This is a genomic window from Paenibacillus chibensis, assembly GCF_004001045.1.
Lineage (GTDB): Bacteria > Bacillota > Bacilli > Paenibacillales > Paenibacillaceae > Paenibacillus_AQ > Paenibacillus_AQ chibensis.
Map to the genome: position 1 here is coordinate 1 of NZ_BIMK01000040.1, position 15,921 is coordinate 15,921.

16 protein-coding genes are annotated in these 15,921 nt (G+C 53.9%); all 16 read right to left on the minus strand.

The genetic code is table 11. The features are described from left to right. Nucleotides 1-620 precede the first annotated feature (620 nt). Nucleotides 621-2,138 (minus strand): lysine--tRNA ligase, encoded by a 1,518-nt coding sequence (gene lysS / locus PCH05_RS23770; RefSeq protein ID WP_127606600.1) that lies wholly within the window; start codon nucleotides 2,136-2,138, stop codon nucleotides 621-623. Nucleotides 2,139-2,302: 164 nt separating this feature from the next. Continuing rightward, nucleotides 2,303-2,779 carry a transcription elongation factor GreA gene (gene greA / locus PCH05_RS23775; RefSeq protein ID WP_127606602.1) on the minus strand — a complete coding sequence of 159 codons (477 nt, stop codon included), beginning with the start codon at nucleotides 2,777-2,779 and terminating at the stop codon, nucleotides 2,303-2,305. Nucleotides 2,780-2,993: 214 nt separating this feature from the next. Then, nucleotides 2,994-4,016 (minus strand): tRNA dihydrouridine synthase DusB, encoded by a 1,023-nt coding sequence (gene dusB / locus PCH05_RS23780; protein ID WP_127606604.1) that lies wholly within the window; start codon nucleotides 4,014-4,016, stop codon nucleotides 2,994-2,996. A gap of 59 nt (nucleotides 4,017-4,075) precedes the next feature. After that, nucleotides 4,076-4,279: a helix-turn-helix domain-containing protein gene (locus PCH05_RS23785; RefSeq protein WP_127606606.1), complete on the minus strand. Its 204-nt coding sequence runs from the start codon at nucleotides 4,277-4,279 to the stop codon at nucleotides 4,076-4,078. Beyond that, on the minus strand, nucleotides 4,231-4,779 hold the full coding sequence (gene folK / locus PCH05_RS23790) for a 2-amino-4-hydroxy-6-hydroxymethyldihydropteridine diphosphokinase (RefSeq protein WP_127606608.1): 549 nt from the start codon (nucleotides 4,777-4,779) through the stop codon (nucleotides 4,231-4,233). Before folK ends, PCH05_RS23785 begins: the two co-directional genes overlap by 49 nt. A gap of 9 nt (nucleotides 4,780-4,788) precedes the next feature. Further along, a complete protein-coding gene (gene folB / locus PCH05_RS23795) occupies nucleotides 4,789-5,151 on the minus strand; it encodes a dihydroneopterin aldolase (protein WP_127606610.1) in 363 nt (120 codons plus the stop codon). Between the two features lie 56 nt (nucleotides 5,152-5,207). Further along, on the minus strand, nucleotides 5,208-6,071 hold the full coding sequence (gene folP, locus PCH05_RS23800) for a dihydropteroate synthase (protein ID WP_127606612.1): 864 nt from the start codon (nucleotides 6,069-6,071) through the stop codon (nucleotides 5,208-5,210). After that, nucleotides 6,052-6,960 carry an aminotransferase class IV gene (locus PCH05_RS23805; protein WP_127606614.1) on the minus strand — a complete coding sequence of 303 codons (909 nt, stop codon included), beginning with the start codon at nucleotides 6,958-6,960 and terminating at the stop codon, nucleotides 6,052-6,054. Before PCH05_RS23805 ends, folP begins: the two co-directional genes overlap by 20 nt. After that, complete coding sequence (gene pabA, locus PCH05_RS23810) at nucleotides 6,957-7,538, minus strand: aminodeoxychorismate/anthranilate synthase component II (RefSeq protein WP_127606616.1); 582 nt, start codon at nucleotides 7,536-7,538, stop codon at nucleotides 6,957-6,959. The genes PCH05_RS23805 and pabA overlap by 4 nt, the downstream gene beginning before the upstream one ends. Then, entirely contained in the window at nucleotides 7,535-9,145 is a 1,611-nt protein-coding gene (locus PCH05_RS23815; protein WP_371860581.1) for an anthranilate synthase component I family protein, read from the minus strand. The genes pabA and PCH05_RS23815 overlap by 4 nt, the downstream gene beginning before the upstream one ends. A 194-nt stretch (nucleotides 9,146-9,339) precedes the next feature. After that, complete coding sequence (gene cysK, locus PCH05_RS23820; protein WP_127606620.1) at nucleotides 9,340-10,278, minus strand: cysteine synthase A; 939 nt, start codon at nucleotides 10,276-10,278, stop codon at nucleotides 9,340-9,342. Between the two features lie 274 nt (nucleotides 10,279-10,552). After that, nucleotides 10,553-11,500, minus strand: coding sequence for a peptidyl-prolyl cis-trans isomerase (locus tag PCH05_RS23825; RefSeq protein ID WP_246049927.1), 948 nt, complete (start codon nucleotides 11,498-11,500; stop codon nucleotides 10,553-10,555). A 16-nt stretch (nucleotides 11,501-11,516) separates the two neighbouring features. Continuing rightward, the gene (hslO, locus tag PCH05_RS23830; protein ID WP_127606621.1) at nucleotides 11,517-12,401 is read right to left on the minus strand and encodes an Hsp33 family molecular chaperone HslO; all 885 of its coding nucleotides are present in this window, start codon (nucleotides 12,399-12,401) and stop codon (nucleotides 11,517-11,519) included. A gap of 150 nt (nucleotides 12,402-12,551) precedes the next feature. Next, nucleotides 12,552-13,319, minus strand: coding sequence for a type III pantothenate kinase (locus PCH05_RS23835; protein ID WP_127606623.1), 768 nt, complete (start codon nucleotides 13,317-13,319; stop codon nucleotides 12,552-12,554). A gap of 16 nt (nucleotides 13,320-13,335) precedes the next feature. After that, the gene (gene nadC, locus PCH05_RS23840) at nucleotides 13,336-14,196 is read right to left on the minus strand and encodes a carboxylating nicotinate-nucleotide diphosphorylase (protein WP_127606625.1); all 861 of its coding nucleotides are present in this window, start codon (nucleotides 14,194-14,196) and stop codon (nucleotides 13,336-13,338) included. Further along, a complete protein-coding gene (gene nadB / locus PCH05_RS23845; protein WP_127606627.1) occupies nucleotides 14,186-15,802 on the minus strand; it encodes an L-aspartate oxidase in 1,617 nt (538 codons plus the stop codon). Before nadB ends, nadC begins: the two co-directional genes overlap by 11 nt. Between the last annotated feature and the right edge of the window lie 119 nt (nucleotides 15,803-15,921).

A 15,921-nucleotide genomic window follows, 5' to 3' on the forward strand; every position in this document is an offset into this window, starting at 1 on the left:
TTCGACCGAGTTTTGCAAGCTTTTTTTGAAATCTTTTTTTCAGGATTTTCAAAGTCATATGCTTGCTGCCTTGCAGTTTTCACTGCATTTCTTGGCCGGAATAATAATATACCATGGATTCAGAGAGTATGCAAGTGTTTTGTGAAAAATGTTTTAAAAGCATGTTCATATCGTATTACGTGTAAAACCCTTCGAACACACCAGCTCGGTTCCTCACCATGCAAGCACATCGATCTGCGCTTCCATATACGATGCAGTTCCTTGCGACCAATTACAATTCAAGATGGGTTCATCTATTGAAACCGGGTCATGCCAAGCCCTGTTCCTCTAGCGGAGGGTATACGACAACAAACCTCTCCTTTCTCGATTAAGGCTGTACCCCGTGGGACTCGTAAGCACCCTCCCCCCGTCTAGAATGGACCTCTTTGCACGAATGGACGGTATGATGTTCTATGCGATGCTGTCACCCCTTGTAATCGCCATCTGATTTCACGCTGACCATGAGTTCAGCATCCATCGTAGTCAGCAGCTTTGAACGCAAAAAAGGAACAGTCGTGATCAAGCCACGCTGTTCCTTTTATATAACAGAGGGAATGCCTCTGTCAGGCTATAACTGAATACTACTCCTGCGTACGGTTTCTCATATGCGGGAAGAGCAGCACGTCGCGAATGGACGGCGAATTGGTCAACAGCATCACGAGACGGTCCACACCGATGCCCAGACCGCCTGTAGGCGGCATGCCGTATTCCAGGGCATTAAGGAAGTCCTCATCCATCTCATGCGCTTCGTCATTGCCCTGCTCACGTTCTTTGATCTGTGCTTCGAAACGTTGACGCTGGTCGATCGGGTCGTTCAGCTCGCTGAAGGCATTGGCATGCTCACGCGCCACGACAAACAGCTCGAAACGGTCCGTGAAGCGCGGATCCTGCTCGTTTTTCTTCGCCAGCGGCGAAATTTCAACCGGATGTCCGGTCACAAAGGTCGGCTGAATCAGCGTCTCTTCCACGAACTCCTCGAAGAACGCATTCAGGATATGGCCGAAGGTCATATGCGGCTCCACTTTCACGTTATGCTCTTTGGCGAGACGGTGTGCTTCTTCATCGGTCATGTGAACGCCGAAATCGACACCCTTCACTTCTTTAACCGCATCCACCATGGATACGCGGCGCCATCCCGGTGCCAGGTTGACCTCATGCCCTTGATAGTTAACGACTTGAGTTCCCAGCACTTCCTGCGCGATATGCGCGATCAGGCTTTCGGTCAGGTTCATGATGTCCTTATAATCCGCATAGGCTTCATACAGCTCGATCATGGTGAATTCCGGATTGTGGCGTGTGGAAATGCCTTCATTACGGTATACGCGTCCGATTTCGTATACTTTCTCCAGCCCGCCGACGATCAGGCGTTTCAGATGCAGCTCGATTGCGATACGCATGTAAAGCTGCATGTCCAGCGCATTATGATGCGTAATGAACGGCTTGGCCGCCGCGCCGCCTGCGATGGCATGCAGGGTTGGCGTTTCGACTTCCAGATAACCTTGCGAATCGAGATAACGGCGCATCGACTGGATGATCCGGGAACGGGTAATGAAGGTTTGCTGCACTTCAGGGTTAATGATCAGATCGACATAACGCTGACGGTAGCGAAGCTCCACATCCTTCAGTCCGTGATATTTGTCAGGCAGCGGATAGAGAGACTTGGAAAGAACCTCGACTTCGCTTGCTTTGATCGTGGTCTCGCCTGTTTTGGTTTTGAACATGGTGCCGGCGATGCCGACAATATCTCCGAGATCCAGCAGACGGAAGGCTTCAAACGCTGCTTCAGGAACGGAATCCTGGCGCACATAGATTTGAATTTTACCGCTGAGGTCCTGGATATGGGCAAAAATAGCCTTGCCCATGCCGCGCTTTGCCATAATTCGGCCTGCTACGCGAACTTCCGCATGCTGCTCGTCCAGCTCCTCTTTGGTCATGCCGTCGTACTTCGCGATCAGATCGCCCGCATGATGCGTCCGGTCGTATTTTTTACCGAAAGGATCAATGCCCAAGCTGCGAAGCTCGTCCAATTTGCCGCGGCGAATCTGCAGCATCTCGCTAAGTTCAATTTCTTGTTCGTGGTTGTTTGTTTCTTCCGACATTTTAAATTGTCACTCCTTCTATCTCACTGCCTGCCGCCAATCACGTTACAGGGGTCTAGCATCGATTGAATCAAAGAAAGACTCAGCCGCACTGCGCTACATTCCATTATATCTGAAAAAAAAGCTTCCTAAAGGAAGCTTTCTAACAATCCTAAAGACGGATCTTACTTTTTGATATCGATAATTTTGTATTGGATGACGCCAGCAGGAACGTTAACGTCCACCGTAGTACCTTTTTGCTTGCCCAAAATCGCTTTGCCAACCGGGCTTTCGTTCGAAATTTTATTGTTAAGGGGATCGGATTCAGCCGTACCCACAATGGTGTACTCCATGGTATCGCCGTACTCCAGATCCTTCACGATGACCGTTGCGCCGACACCGACAATATCCGTATTGATTTCGTCGTTGTTGATAATGCGCGCGTTGCGAAGCATTTTTTCCAGGGTAATGATGCGCCCTTCAATAAAAGCCTGCTCGTTCTTGGCATCTTCGTATTCCGAGTTTTCGCTGATATCCCCGTAGCCGATGGCTACTTTAATCCGTTCCGCAACCTCGCGCCGTTTGACTGATTTCAGGTTCTCGAGTTCGTCTTCCAGCTTTTTGAGTCCGTCCTGTGTCAGAATGACTTCTTTATCGCTCATCTTAACCGATTCTCCTGTCATGTAAATAAATTTAAAACTACACGATTATAGAGTGAACTACCATGTTAGCTTTAGATCAATCTATATTTATGCAAAGTTTGAAGGATCAGAACATCCCTCTGCTGTTTTAAGGATAAGTCGAATTTATACTGAAAAATTATATGGTAAGCATTTCAAAATGTCAATCGCACCCTCCAGTGGATGCACATGGGCATTATTGGGAAGCGGCAGCCTGTTCCATTTCTTGCACTTCCCGCTCCTCGCGTTCATGCAAACTCGCCACAAATTCCTGCAAAATTCGAACCATTTCATCCCGCTTGGTTCCTTCCATAATCTCGTCCTTGATGCGGGCGGAACCTCGAAGGCCTTTGAGGTACCAGGCCATATGCTTGCGCATTTCGCGCACGGCTACCGCTTCACCTCTCAGGGCAATCAGACGGTCCATATGCAAAATGGCAATGCGGATTTTCTCTTCCGCGCTCGGATCGGGCAACAGCTCGCCGGTCTTCAAATATTCGATCGTTCGATACAGCATCCACGGGTTTCCCAAGGCTCCGCGGCCGATCATGACGCCGTCCACTCCGGTTTGATCCAGCATCCGGCGCGCATCCTCCGGCGTCACCACGTCACCGTTACCAATCACGGGAATGGAAACCGCCTCTTTGACCTGCTTTATCATATCCCAATCGGCATGTCCGGTATACAGCTGCTCGCGGGTACGGCCGTGAACGCTGACCGCTTGGCCACCAGCACGCTCAACCGCCTGCGCGTTCTCGATGGCATAGATATGGTCGCTGTCCCAGCCCGTACGCATTTTCACCGTTACCGGCTTATCCACGGCATCGACCACCGCCGCTACCATTTCGTAAATTTTGTTCGAATCCAGCAGCCAGCGGGCACCGGCATCGATTTTGGTTACCTTGGGCGCAGGGCAGCCCATGTTGATGTCGATAATGTCCGCGTTGGTCTGCGTATCGACCACTTTTGCGGCTTCGACCAGCGAATGGCGGTCCCCTCCAAAAATCTGCAGGCTCAGCGGCTTTTCGCGCTCATCGACAAAAAGCATTTCCTGTGTACGCTGGTTCCCATGGACAATCGCCTTACCGCTGACCATCTCGGCGCAAACGAGTCCCGTTCCGAATTCCTTGGCGATCAGCCGGAAGGCTGGATTGCATACGCCTGCCATCGGAGCCAGAACGACCTGGTTCTTCATTTCAATACCGCCGATTTTCAGCATGTAGTCTATTCGCTCCCTTTCAATTCATGTCTATTCCTATATAAAAACCGTGCCTCATGTTATTCGTTAGTAAGCTCCCGGACTGTAATATTCAACACCTCGGCAATTTTCGCAAGCGTCTGCTCGTCAGCGCGCCGGTTCCCCCGTTCAATGGCACCGAGCACCGCCAGCGAGATGCCGCACCCGGCCGATAGTTCCTGCTGCGTAAATCCCTTTAGTTTCCGGAAGGCGCGGATGCGCTGTGCCAGCTGCAAGTTTTCCAAAGCTGTAATCCTTCCTTTCCATCCAGTCTTTCCATAGAAGCAATCATGACCGTGCGTAAACCGGAAGGCTCATCCGCGGGGACGATGTCCTTCAAAGGGACCAGCACAAATAAGCGTTCGTCCATGCGGGGATGAGGCAAAATCAATTCTTCCGTATTCTCTTTCCGCCCTTCCATCCAGATCAAATCCAGATCGACGGTTCTTGGGCCCCAATGGATATGACGTACTCTTCCGAGTTCCTTCTCGATGTGCTGCATCACATGCAGCAGCCCGTACGGATCAAGGTTCGTGCGAATCCGCACCGCCATATTCAAAAACAGCGGCTGGTCCACATAGCCGACAGGCTCGGTCTCGTAAATATTCGAGCATTCCAGGACGGTAACACCGGGGGTTGCGTCCAGGCGCCGCAGCGCCTCCATGAGCGTATCCTCGCGGTCACCCAAATTGGCCCCTAAAGCAATATAAGCCTCTGATGACTCAGAGGTGGAATGTGCATTCATGATGGGTTCTCACTTTCTTGTTCTGTAAAGCTCCACGGTGACGCCCTGAAAATGGATGTCAAAGGGAGGGTGCGGTTTGGTCACTTGGACCGTTAATGCATCGATATTAGTATAAGTGTCCAGTAAACAGGATGCAATACGTTCGGCCAAAGCCTCGATCAGGCGGAAAGACTCGGTCTCAACGACTTTTTTCACAACTTCATGCACTTCGGCATAATTTACCGTTTGCGTCAGATCGTCATGCTCCCCGGCAGCCCGCAAATCAAGCTCCAGCTCCAGATCGATATAAAAGCGTTGGCCCAGCTTACGCTCCTCTTCAAATACGCCATGGTACCCGTAATATTCCATGCGATGCAGCTTCATTTTATCCATATTTCCGTCATCCCTTCCGTCCGCGTTCGGAGCTTGATTATCCGATAATCTTCGATTTAAGAACGTATCCGTCTCGTGCTCTCGGATGCATACAGCATCGCGTCGCACATCGTGACGGTCCGTTTGATTGACTTCACGTCATGCACGCGTACCATCTGGCACCCCTGCGCGATGCCGAAAGCGACGGTCGCAGCCGTACCTTCGACAATGTCATCCACCGGCAGGTCCAGCACGGCCCGAATGAATTTCTTGCGCGATGTCGCGAGCAGCACCGGATATCCGATATCGACCAGCCGGTCGAGCTGCGTCATGATCTGCAGATTTTCCGTTCCGTTCTTGGCAAACCCGACCCCCGGATCCAGGATGATTTGGCTGTCCTGCACGCCGGCCTCATGCGCCAACCGAACGCTTTCCTTCAAATCCTCCACCACATCAGCCGCGAAATCCCGGTAGTTCATATCTTTCCTGTTATGCATCAAAATAATCGGGCAGCCGAGCTCTGCTGCAGCCTTCAGCATGTCCGGGTCTTTTTTGCCGCCCCAGATATCGTTCATGATGTGGGCTCCGGCTGAAATGGCATGACGGGCAACCTCCGCTTTATAGGTGTCCACCGAGATCGGAATATGCGGAGCCGCTTGATGAAGAGCCTCAATGACCGGAATAATCCGCCGCAGCTCTTCCTCGGCACTGATGGGCTCATAGCCGGGTCGCGTGGATTCGCCTCCGATGTCAATCAGATCTGCCCCGTCCCGCATCATCTGCAGGGCATGCTCTACTGCTTGCCGGGGATCGATGTACCGGCCCCCATCCGAGAAGGAATCGGGCGTGACATTCAGAATCCCCATGATTTTCGTGGATGTTCCTAGCTCCAGCACGGCTTCTCCCATCGTATAGGTCCGCTCATAAATGGTCGTTCTCATGATAACCTCCTGTATGCTGCCGGTATAGTTGAAGCAGCCTCTCCGTCACGGGGCCGATCCGGCCGTCGCCGATGACTGCCGCGTATCCCGAAGCATCGATTAACGTCGTCACGGGGACGAGCTCCTGGACCGAGGTGGTCAGCCAGATTTCATCCGCGTGCATCAAATCCTCCCACGTATAAAAGCCCTCCTCGCAGCTTAACCCTTCCCCATGCGCCAGCTCCATACAGAACCCGCGCGTGATGCCGGGGAGCAGGCCACAGGAGGTATCGGGCGTGTAAATGCGGCGATGTTTTACGAAGAAAAGATTGCTTACCATCCCTTCGGACAAATACCCGTCCGCATTCAGCATCAATCCTTCCGCATGAAGACGGACGGCCTCAGGATAGGTGGAAAGCTCCCTTTTCGCCAAAATGTTATTCATATAATGAAGCGACTTCAGACGCACAGGACCTTCGGGCGAATTGCGGCGGGTGGTAAGCAGCTGCAGCGCTTTGCCATGCGTGTACAGCCGATCCGGCGCCATCGGCAGCGGCTTGGCCATCAGGATCTGATTGGGCTGGCTGTACATCCCTGCCGGCAGGCCAAGGATATCCTCGCCCGCGCTGACCGTGTACCTGATATAAGCCTCTTCCAATTCGTTCGCCTTCATCAATTGTTCGATCAACAACCGCAGTTCATCGGGACCGGGCAAAGACGACGTCTCGATTCCCAGCGCCGCACATCCGGCAGCGAGCCGATTCAGGTGCCGTTCCAGCAGAAACGGTCTGCCTTTGTAGGTCCGGAAGGTTTCAAACAAGCCCATGCCGTATAAAAAGCCGTGATCCATAACGGATACCACGGCTTCAGCAGCATCAATACATTGACCGTTCAGGCAAATCCATTTCATACGTTCGTCGCTTCGGTCCGCTTCAGGAAGTTGCGAAGCATCTGGTGTCCGTGATCGGTAATGATCGACTCCGGATGAAACTGGACGCCCTCCACCAGAAACTCCTTATGGCGCAGTCCCATGATTTCGCCTTCTTCCGTCTCTGCCGTAATTTCGAGGCATTCAGGCAGCGTGCTGCGCTCTACCAGCAGGGAATGATACCGCGTCGCCGTAAATGGGGACGGCAGCCCTTCGAACACGGAGGTCCCATTGTGGAGTATCGGCGAGGTCTTGCCGTGCATCAGCCGCTCCGCGCGAACCACCTGGCCGCCAAACGCCTGACCGATGGCCTGATGGCCTAGGCAGACGCCGAAAATCGGAATCTTTCCTTTGAAATGCTCGATCGTTTCCAGGCTGATTCCCGCTTCATTTGGCGTACAGGGTCCCGGAGAGATCAGAATATGGTCCGGCGCAAGCGCTTCGATCCCTTGAATATCGATTTCGTCATTGCGGAATACCTTCACTTCTTCCCCCAGCTCCCCGAGGTACTGCACCAGGTTATACGTAAAAGAATCATAATTATCGATGACCAGAATCATACGCTCATCTCCTCTTCATGCCGGTTCATGTCGGCAGCCGCTTCCTCTTCGCTCAGCAGGACGGCCTTGACGATGGCTTTGGCTTTGTTATGGCATTCGCGATATTCGCGGTACGGCTCCGAATCGATGACGACGCCGGCGCCGGTCTGAATCATGCCCGTTCCATCCTTAACGACCAGTGTTCTTATGATAATATTTAATTCTAAATTCCCGTTGTAGTCAATCCAGCCCATCGAGCCTGTATATGGCCCGCGCCTTACCGGCTCCAGCTCCTCGATGATTTCCATCGTGCGCACTTTCGGCGCTCCCGTAATCGTTCCGCCGGGGAACAGCGCCGCAATGACGTCAAAAGCTCCCTTTTCTTCAGCCAAACGGCCTTCCACCTGGGAGACCAGATGCATGACATGCGAGTAATGCTCGATGGTCATCAGCTCAGGTACCTTCACGGTACCATAGGCGGCCACCTTGCCGATATCGTTGCGCTCCAGATCCACGAGCATGACATGCTCCGCCCGCTCCTTCTCACTGCCGAGAAGCTCTCCGGCCATGGCTTCATCCTCCTCTGGCGTATGCCCGCGGCGGCGCGTGCCGGCAATCGGCCGGGCGCTGATAAGGTCTCCCTGACGCTTCACCAGCAGCTCGGGCGAAGCGCTCACCAGGCTGAAGCCCGGCGATCGGAGCAGTCCCATGTAAGGGGACGGATTCAGTATCCGCAGCCATTCATAGATGCGCTCCGGCTCCGACTGAAGCTCCCGCTCCTGACGGAGCGACAGGTTCACCTGGAACACGTCACCCTGCCGGATATAAGCCTGAATGCGGGACACGGCCTGCTCGAACGCTGACTGCGAGAATGCGCTTCTCATGCCGGGCCACTGCCCCTCGTCATGCCTGGATTGAGCCTCTGCCATGTATTTTTGCCGAACAAACCGCTCTTCAGCCCGTTCGGCCTGCATTCGACTGGTAAATTGACGCCATTGCTCCAGCATGGACTGTGCCTGATCCCAAGCGGCGCTGTAACGAAGCTCCAGCTCGGCCGAATCCGGATCATCGACCTGACAGTACACGGCGCAGATCAGCTTGCACTCTGCATGGTCATAAATCCACACTTCATTCATCCGCATCCAGAGATAATCGGGAATATCAGGGTCGTCTGCTGCACTGTCGGGCAGGGACTCGAGAAACCGGACTACGTCGTAGCCTATAAATCCGACACAGCCGCCAAGAAATGGAGGTAGCCCGGCTAAAACCGCCGTCAGATCCTGGGATGATGGAGCCTTGAACGGCTCCATCCACCGCTTGATGATCTCGAGCGGTGCTCCGGTCGTATGCTCCGTACTCCCCGCCGGCAATGCGCTGATTTCGGCCTGATCTCCCTTGCCTTTTAACACCGATACAGGCTCAAGGCCCAAATACGTATACCGTCCATCCTTGCCGTTTTCGAGGACAAAGGAATGTGCAGCCGCCTGCTCCCAGGCATCTGCCCACGAGGCCGGCAAACCTGGAGCCTCCTCGGGCAGCTTCGTTTCGAGCACGAACGGAAGCGCCGAGCAGCCCTGCTGGGTCCACCTTTGCCAATGTTTAAGTGTGATCCTGTTGTCGCCTGTCACATTCTTCATCCCCTTTACAGCAAGAGCTCTCTATTGGTTGTCAGTATACTTCGCCCGCAGCCTATTTGAAAAGACATTTCCAAGTTTTTTTCAAAAGCCGGCTAAAATGCAGAAAAAAACCTGCTGCCATAGAAACGGCAGCAGGGGCGAGAATCATAATCAGATGACTCCGGGAACGCTTAGGTCCCGTCGTCTTATCCTTCAAAATTGTAAAGAGGCGTGCTCAGGTAACGTTCTCCGTTACTTGGGATAATCACGACGACGCGTTTGCCTTTTCCAAGCTCCTTGGCAACCTTCAATGCGGCAAATACCGCAGCGCCGGAGGAAATGCCCGCCAGAACGCCTTCTTCTTTCGCGACGCGGCGTGCCGTTTCAAAGGCTTCGTCATTTTCCACGTGAATGATTTCATCGTAAATTTCACGATTCAGAATGTCAGGGATGAAGTTCGCGCCAAGTCCCTGGATTTTGTGAGGACCTGGTTTGCCACCGGCAAGAATCGGGGAGGCTGCTGGCTCTACCGCTACGATTTTGACGTCCGGAAAGCTCTGCTTCAGAACTTCGCCCGCACCGGAAATCGTACCGCCCGTACCGATCCCTGCCACGAAAGCGTCCAGCGTACCGCCGATGGATTCGATCGCTTCCACGATTTCCGGACCTGTCGTTTCCTTATGAATTTTCAGGTTGGCCGGATTCTTGAACTGCTCGGCCATGAAATAGCCATCGTTCTCGCGCACGATTTCCTCCGCTTTTTTAACCGCGCCATTCATGCCCTCCGCTCCCGGTGTAAGCACGAGCTCCGCTCCATAAGCACGAAGCAGATTGCGGCGTTCCAAGCTCATCGTTTCCGGCATTACGATGACGGCTTTGTAGCCCTTCGCCGCAGCAACCATGGCCAGGCCAATACCGGTATTGCCGCTTGTTGCTTCAACGATCGTTCCGCCCGGTTTCAGCGTGCCGTCCTTTTCCGCTTCTTCCACGATGCTGATGGCGATCCGGTCTTTGACGCTGGAACCCGGGTTTTGGTATTCGAGCTTCAAATAAATTTCGGCGCTATCTTCCGATACCAGACGGTTCAGACGGACAAGCGGAGTACTACCGATGAGTTCAGTAACATTGTTAACGACTTTAGCCATAGAAAAAATCCTCCCTTTTTCACTGTAATAATCAAGTGTGAATCTATACGAATTCAGATGGTATATCTGGCTGTTTAAAGGTTTATATCCGAGTAATTAAGTGGGTATTTAGTACCTTTATCTTATCAACCTTCCCTGCGAATGTCAATATGAACCCCGCTGTTCTTAAGGGATTCTTTCGCTGAAGTGACTTGCCAAAAAAACAAACCCCGCTTTTCCGGATGGTGATCCAAAAGCAAAGGTTTGTCTAATCCATTCGGCACTGGAACCTCGTTTAAGGAGTGCCTTTGGCTATCAGTTTGGCTCCGTACTTGTCCCGCAATTCGGCTTCCAGCTGCGTCAGCAGCACCGCTTCGTTCAAGGCAAGCTGCTTGCTCACGCGGGCGCGGATCTCGGCTTCGCTGAGCTCTCCGGTCTTCACGATATCCCGCACCTGCATGACGGCATATCCGTCGTCCCTCAGCTGAATCGGGCCGGCAATATCGCCGGCTTCGAGGTCTTTGGCTGCATCGAGCAGCTCTCCTTGCACGAAAGGATCATCCTCATCGATCATGCCCAGTCTTCCACCCTGCATGCGCGTGTACTCGTCCAGGGAAAGCTCTTCGGCCAGCTTGCCGAAATCCTCGCCCTGCTCGAGGCGATCCAAGGTCCGATTCGCTTCCTTGCGGCTTTTCACCTTGATCCAGGCCAAATCGTACTGCTTCTTCGGCTCGAACTCTTCCTTATGCTGCTCCATATAGCGGTCGATCTCTTCATCCCGGATATGGATGCCCGCAATGGCGATCTTTTCGAGGGTCAGCTGATAAGCCGCATCAGCTCGTATATCCCCGGCCGTCATGCCAAGCTGTGTCGACATTTCCTGGAGGTAAGCGTCCTCCGATTCATAACCCGCGGCGTCAGACCGGATCTTTTCCGCAATTTCCTCCGGTGTGACCTGAATCCGCAGCGACCTTGCCTCCGCGGCAACCGCCTTCTGATTCAGCATTTGCAGCAGCACCTCATGTCCGCGCGCACGCTTCAGTTCGTTCACCCACTCGTCTTCCGTGATGGCTTGTCCGTCAAAGGATGCCACCGCATCCCGGCCGCTTTGCTCTTCTTCCGGCTCATGCACGTCACCCGCCGGCTTCAGTCCGCGGATGATAATCAGGCTTCCCATCAGCAGTACGCCGGCCGTCAAAATGATGACTGCCGCCCACAGCGCCTTATCTTGTCTGGTCATCATCTTCTTGTACCGTGCCTTAATGAATCGCTTTATTCAGGATCTGCTGCAGCTCTTCTTTTTCAAACGTATATTTCTCATTGCAAAAATGGCACACGACTTCCGCCTGCCCATCCTCTTCAATCAACTGCTCCAGCTCGCTTTTGCCCAAGCTGACCAGCGTCTGCTCCACCCGTTCCCGCGAGCAGTGGCATTGGAAGCTGATATCCATCTGCTCCAGGATTTCCACATCCGGAAGCAGCCGGCGCAGCATTTCGTCAAGCTCCAGACCTTGATCCAGCAGCGACGTGACCGGCGGCATAGCCCCGACAGCCTGCTCAATCATCGTAAGCTCCTCTTCGCTGAGACCCGGGAGGATCTGCACGATAAAGCCTCCCGCTACAATGACGGAATTGTCCGGAGCGACGAGTACGCCAAGCCCCACTGCCGAAGGCGTCTGCTCCGACACCGCGAAGTAGTACGTAAAATCCTCACCGAGCTCACCGGAGATGATGGGAATGCTGCCGCGGTAAGGGTCTTTCAATCCCAAATCCTTGGTCACGTGCAAAAATCCTTCTCGGCCCACTGCTCCCGCGACATCCAGCTTCCCCTTGCTGTTGCTGGGCAGATGCACATGCGGCTCATTCACGTAGCCCCGCACTTCGCCTTTGGCGTTCGCATCGACGACGATTTGACCGAGCGGGCCATTGCCCTTCACCTGAATCGTCAGTCTCTCCTCACCCTTCAGCATCGCGCCCATCATCGCGCCCGCCGTCAGCGTGCGTCCCAGGGCTGCCGTAGCGGTCGGCCAGGTATCATGCCGTCTGCGAAGCTCTTCGACAAGCACGGTCGTTCTTACGGCGAAGGCCCGGACGCGTCCGTTCATTGCGGTGCCTCGAATGAGGCAATCTTGTTTATTTTCCATGTCGTATCCAGCCTCCCTTGCTCTCTATTTAACCGAAATCGCAGGTGTCATTCACTGCTCTTTCCCCTATTGTTTCCAAAATACAAAAGAAAAACATGCCTCAGCCTGGTGCTTAAGCACAAGCATGGGCCTCAGTTAGCCACAGAAGTTTTAACTGTTGCGTTCATAAATAATCCGCAGACCTTCCAGGGTCAACAGCGGATTCACTTCATCGATCGCTTCGGTTTCGCTTGCAATAAGCTCCGCCAGGCCTCCCGTGGCAACGACCTTAAGATGGGGAGCGTTCATCTCCTGCTTCATGCGCTTCACGATACCGTCCACCTGCCCGGCATATCCGAAAATAATGCCTGCCTGCATCGCATGCACCGTATTGCGGCCGATGACCTTTTTAGGCTTCTCCAGCTCAATACGCGGCAGCTTGGACGCCCGTTCCACCAGAGCCTCGGTCGCAATCCCGATTCCCGGCACGATGGCGCCGCCAAGATAAGCCCCTTTTTCATCAATGCAGTCAAACGTGGTTGCAGTGCCGAAATCCACCACCACCAGCGGTCCTTTGTACAGATCGACGGCGGCCACCGCGTTAACGATCCGATCCGCGCCAACCTCGCGCGGGTTCTCGTAGCGGAGATTCAGCCCCGTTTTGATGCCAGGCCCAACCATGAGCGGCTGTTTATGAATATATTTGCGGCACATCTCCTCGATGACATGCACCATCGGCGGGACCACGGAGGACATGATAACCCCGCGGATATCCGAAACCGGGATCCCGGACATGTGGAACAAGTTGTGAAACCAAACACCATACTCATCCGCTGTAGACTGCCGAACGGTGCTGAGACGGAAATGATGCAGGAGCTCGCGCCCCTTGTAGATGCCCAGCACAATGTTGGTGTTCCCGATATCGATGACAAGGATCACCGGGACGATCCCTCCTTTACTTAACAGCGTTGAGGTCCAGACTGATATCAAGACTCTCAAAAGAATAGGTTAACCGCCCTACGGATATCACGTCAACCCCGCACTCGGCGATTCCTTTGACGGTTTGCAGCGAAACGTTGCCGGAAGCTTCCACACGGACATGCGGGGCCTTGGTCTTGATGCGTCTGACCGCCTCTTTCATCATATCCTTGTCCATGTTATCCAGCATAATGATATCTGCACCGGCTTCCAAAGCCTCCTCGACCTGCTGCAGCGATTCCGTCTCCACTTCGATTGTCATCGTGTGCGGAATATGCGCGCGTGCCCGCTCCACCGCTCTGCGGATACCACCCGCTCCTTTGATATGGTTGTCCTTAATCATGACGGCGTCATACAGGCCAAACCGGTGATTGGCCCCGCCGCCGATCCGGACCGCGTATTTCTCGAGCATGCGGTGTCCCGGCGTCGTTTTCCGCGTATCGACCAGGCGCGTTGGCAGCCCTTCCAGCGCACTGACGAACATGCGCGTCCGAGTGGCGATGCCGGATAGCCGCTGCAGCAAATTGAGCGCGATCCGCTCCCCCGTCAAAATATGATGGGTGCTTCCCTCCACGACCGCCAGCACGGTGCCTTTCTTCACCTGATCCCCGTCTTTCACATGAGCCGTGAAGGACAAGGACGGATCCACCACCTGAAAAACTAGCTCCGCCACGGGGATACCTGCCACAATGCCATCTTCCTTGGCATGAATAATCCCTTTCGATTCATGTCCTGCCGGAATGGTCGTCATGGTGGTTATATCGCCGGAGCCCACATCCTCTTTCAGCCATAAGCGGATCGATTCCACCAGATTTTCGTTATATCCATTAAACATCATCGCTGAATTCCTCCATGATTTCATGTTGGCGATGCAAAAGCAAATGCTTGCGCCATACCGCGTCGTCCTTCTGAGGGTAATCCTCTCTGTAATGCGCCCCACGGCTCTCCTTGCGCTCCAAGGCCGCCTGTGTAACCAGCAAGCAGCTGGTCAGCATGTTCGCGAATTCGAACTCCTCCTTCTTGGAGAGCTCAGAGGTAAAGATGGATAGCTGGCGTTTCAGCTCATCCAGCCCTTTGTGCAGCAGCGCCTCATTGCGGCGCAGTCCGGCGTAACGCACCATGACCTTCTGCAGCTTCAGTCTGCGTTCAATCATGGCCTGCTTCGGAACTCCTGTCCGATCCTGCTCCTGATAAGCAATGGCCGCAGGGGCGACGAGCGGAACAAGCTCCCGAATCCGGTTGACGATCCGCTTGCCAAATACAATAGCCTCGGACAGCGAATTGCTCGCAAGACGGTTCGCGCCATGAACGCCTGTCGAGGAAACCTCGCCGCAGGCAAACAATCGCGGTACGCTGCTCTCGCCGTTCAAATCCGTTTTGACCCCGCCCATCATATAATGCGCAGCCGGCGCCACGGGAATCCAGTCCGCCGCCATATCGAGCCCATAATTCATGCAGGTTTCATAGATGGTTGGAAAACGATGCTTGATCATATCTTCCGGTTCATGCGTAATATCCAGGTATACGAATGTGGACTTCGTTTCCTCCATCTCGCTCACGATGGCGCGGGCGACGATATCGCGCGGTGCCAGTTCGAGCAGTTCATGGTATTTTTCCATAAAACGCTCGCCTTTGATATTCCGCAGCACTGCGCCCTCGCCCCGGACAGCTTCCGAGATGAGAAAACGCGGCGCGCCGGGATAGCACAGAGCCGTAGGATGGAACTGGATGAATTCCATATCACGGATTTGCGCCCCGGCCCGGTAGGCCATGGCTATGCCATCCGCAGTCGCCACTTCGGGATTCGTCGTATAGCGGTAGAGCTGACCGGCGCCTCCGGTACATAAAATGGTGGCAGCGGCTTTGACGTATACCCGCTGCCCATCCGGCCGCTGCAGCAGCACGCCGATACACTCGTTGCCGTCGTTCAGTACGTCAATGACGAAATGATGTTCCCATACCTGCACCCGCTCGTGCATCCGCACCTGTGCAGCAAGCGCCCGCACGATCTCGAAGCCGGTCGCATCCCCGTTGGCATGCAGGATGCGTCGCCGGCTGTGCGCCCCCTCCTGCGTCAAGGCCAGCTCCCCGTTCTCCACATCGAAGGCCGTTCCGAGACGGATCAATTCCTGCACGTTATCTGGACCCTCGTTCACGAGGACATCCACCGCAGCGGAGGAGCATAATCCGGCGCCTGCCATCAACGTATCCTCGCGGTGGTAAGCCGGGGAGTCGTCCTCCGAGGTCACGGCAGCGATTCCGCCCTGTGCATAGCGGGTGTTGCTCTCGAGAAGCGCGTTTTTGGTAATCATGATAACGTGATGGTCTTTGCCAGCCTCAATAGCCGTATACAATCCCGCAATTCCCGAGCCGATCACGATGACATCCGTTTTGACGCAGGGGAGCGTTTGCAAATCGAAATCAACCAAATACTGTGGAATCATAGTTCCGTTCACCTGTCTTAAGAGAGTAGCGCATGCAAGCGATCAAAAAATGGTTGCTATAATTAGAAAGTGCCCACTGTTAAGGGCACCTAATTGTTCTATTATTTTTTTGATCGCGC

Coding starts and splice junctions, on each gene's coding strand:
- lysS (WP_127606600.1), bottom strand. CDS start 2,138: ATGTCGGAAGAAACAAACAACCACGAACAAGAAATTGAACTTAGCGAG.
- greA (WP_127606602.1), bottom strand. CDS start 2,779: ATGAGCGATAAAGAAGTCATTCTGACACAGGACGGACTCAAAAAGCTG.
- dusB (WP_127606604.1), bottom strand. CDS start 4,016: ATGCTGAAAATCGGCGGTATTGAAATGAAGAACCAGGTCGTTCTGGCT.
- folK (WP_127606608.1), bottom strand. CDS start 4,779: ATGAATGCACATTCCACCTCTGAGTCATCAGAGGCTTATATTGCTTTA.
- folB (WP_127606610.1), bottom strand. CDS start 5,151: ATGGATAAAATGAAGCTGCATCGCATGGAATATTACGGGTACCATGGC.
- folP (WP_127606612.1), bottom strand. CDS start 6,071: ATGAGAACGACCATTTATGAGCGGACCTATACGATGGGAGAAGCCGTG.
- PCH05_RS23805 (WP_127606614.1), bottom strand. CDS start 6,960: ATGAAATGGATTTGCCTGAACGGTCAATGTATTGATGCTGCTGAAGCC.
- pabA (WP_127606616.1), bottom strand. CDS start 7,538: ATGATTCTGGTCATCGATAATTATGATTCTTTTACGTATAACCTGGTG.
- cysK (WP_127606620.1), bottom strand. CDS start 10,278: ATGGCTAAAGTCGTTAACAATGTTACTGAACTCATCGGTAGTACTCCG.
- PCH05_RS23825 (WP_246049927.1), bottom strand. CDS start 11,500: ATGATGACCAGACAAGATAAGGCGCTGTGGGCGGCAGTCATCATTTTG.
- hslO (WP_127606621.1), bottom strand. CDS start 12,401: ATGGAAAATAAACAAGATTGCCTCATTCGAGGCACCGCAATGAACGGA.
- nadC (WP_127606625.1), bottom strand. CDS start 14,196: ATGATGTTTAATGGATATAACGAAAATCTGGTGGAATCGATCCGCTTA.
- nadB (WP_127606627.1), bottom strand. CDS start 15,802: ATGATTCCACAGTATTTGGTTGATTTCGATTTGCAAACGCTCCCCTGC.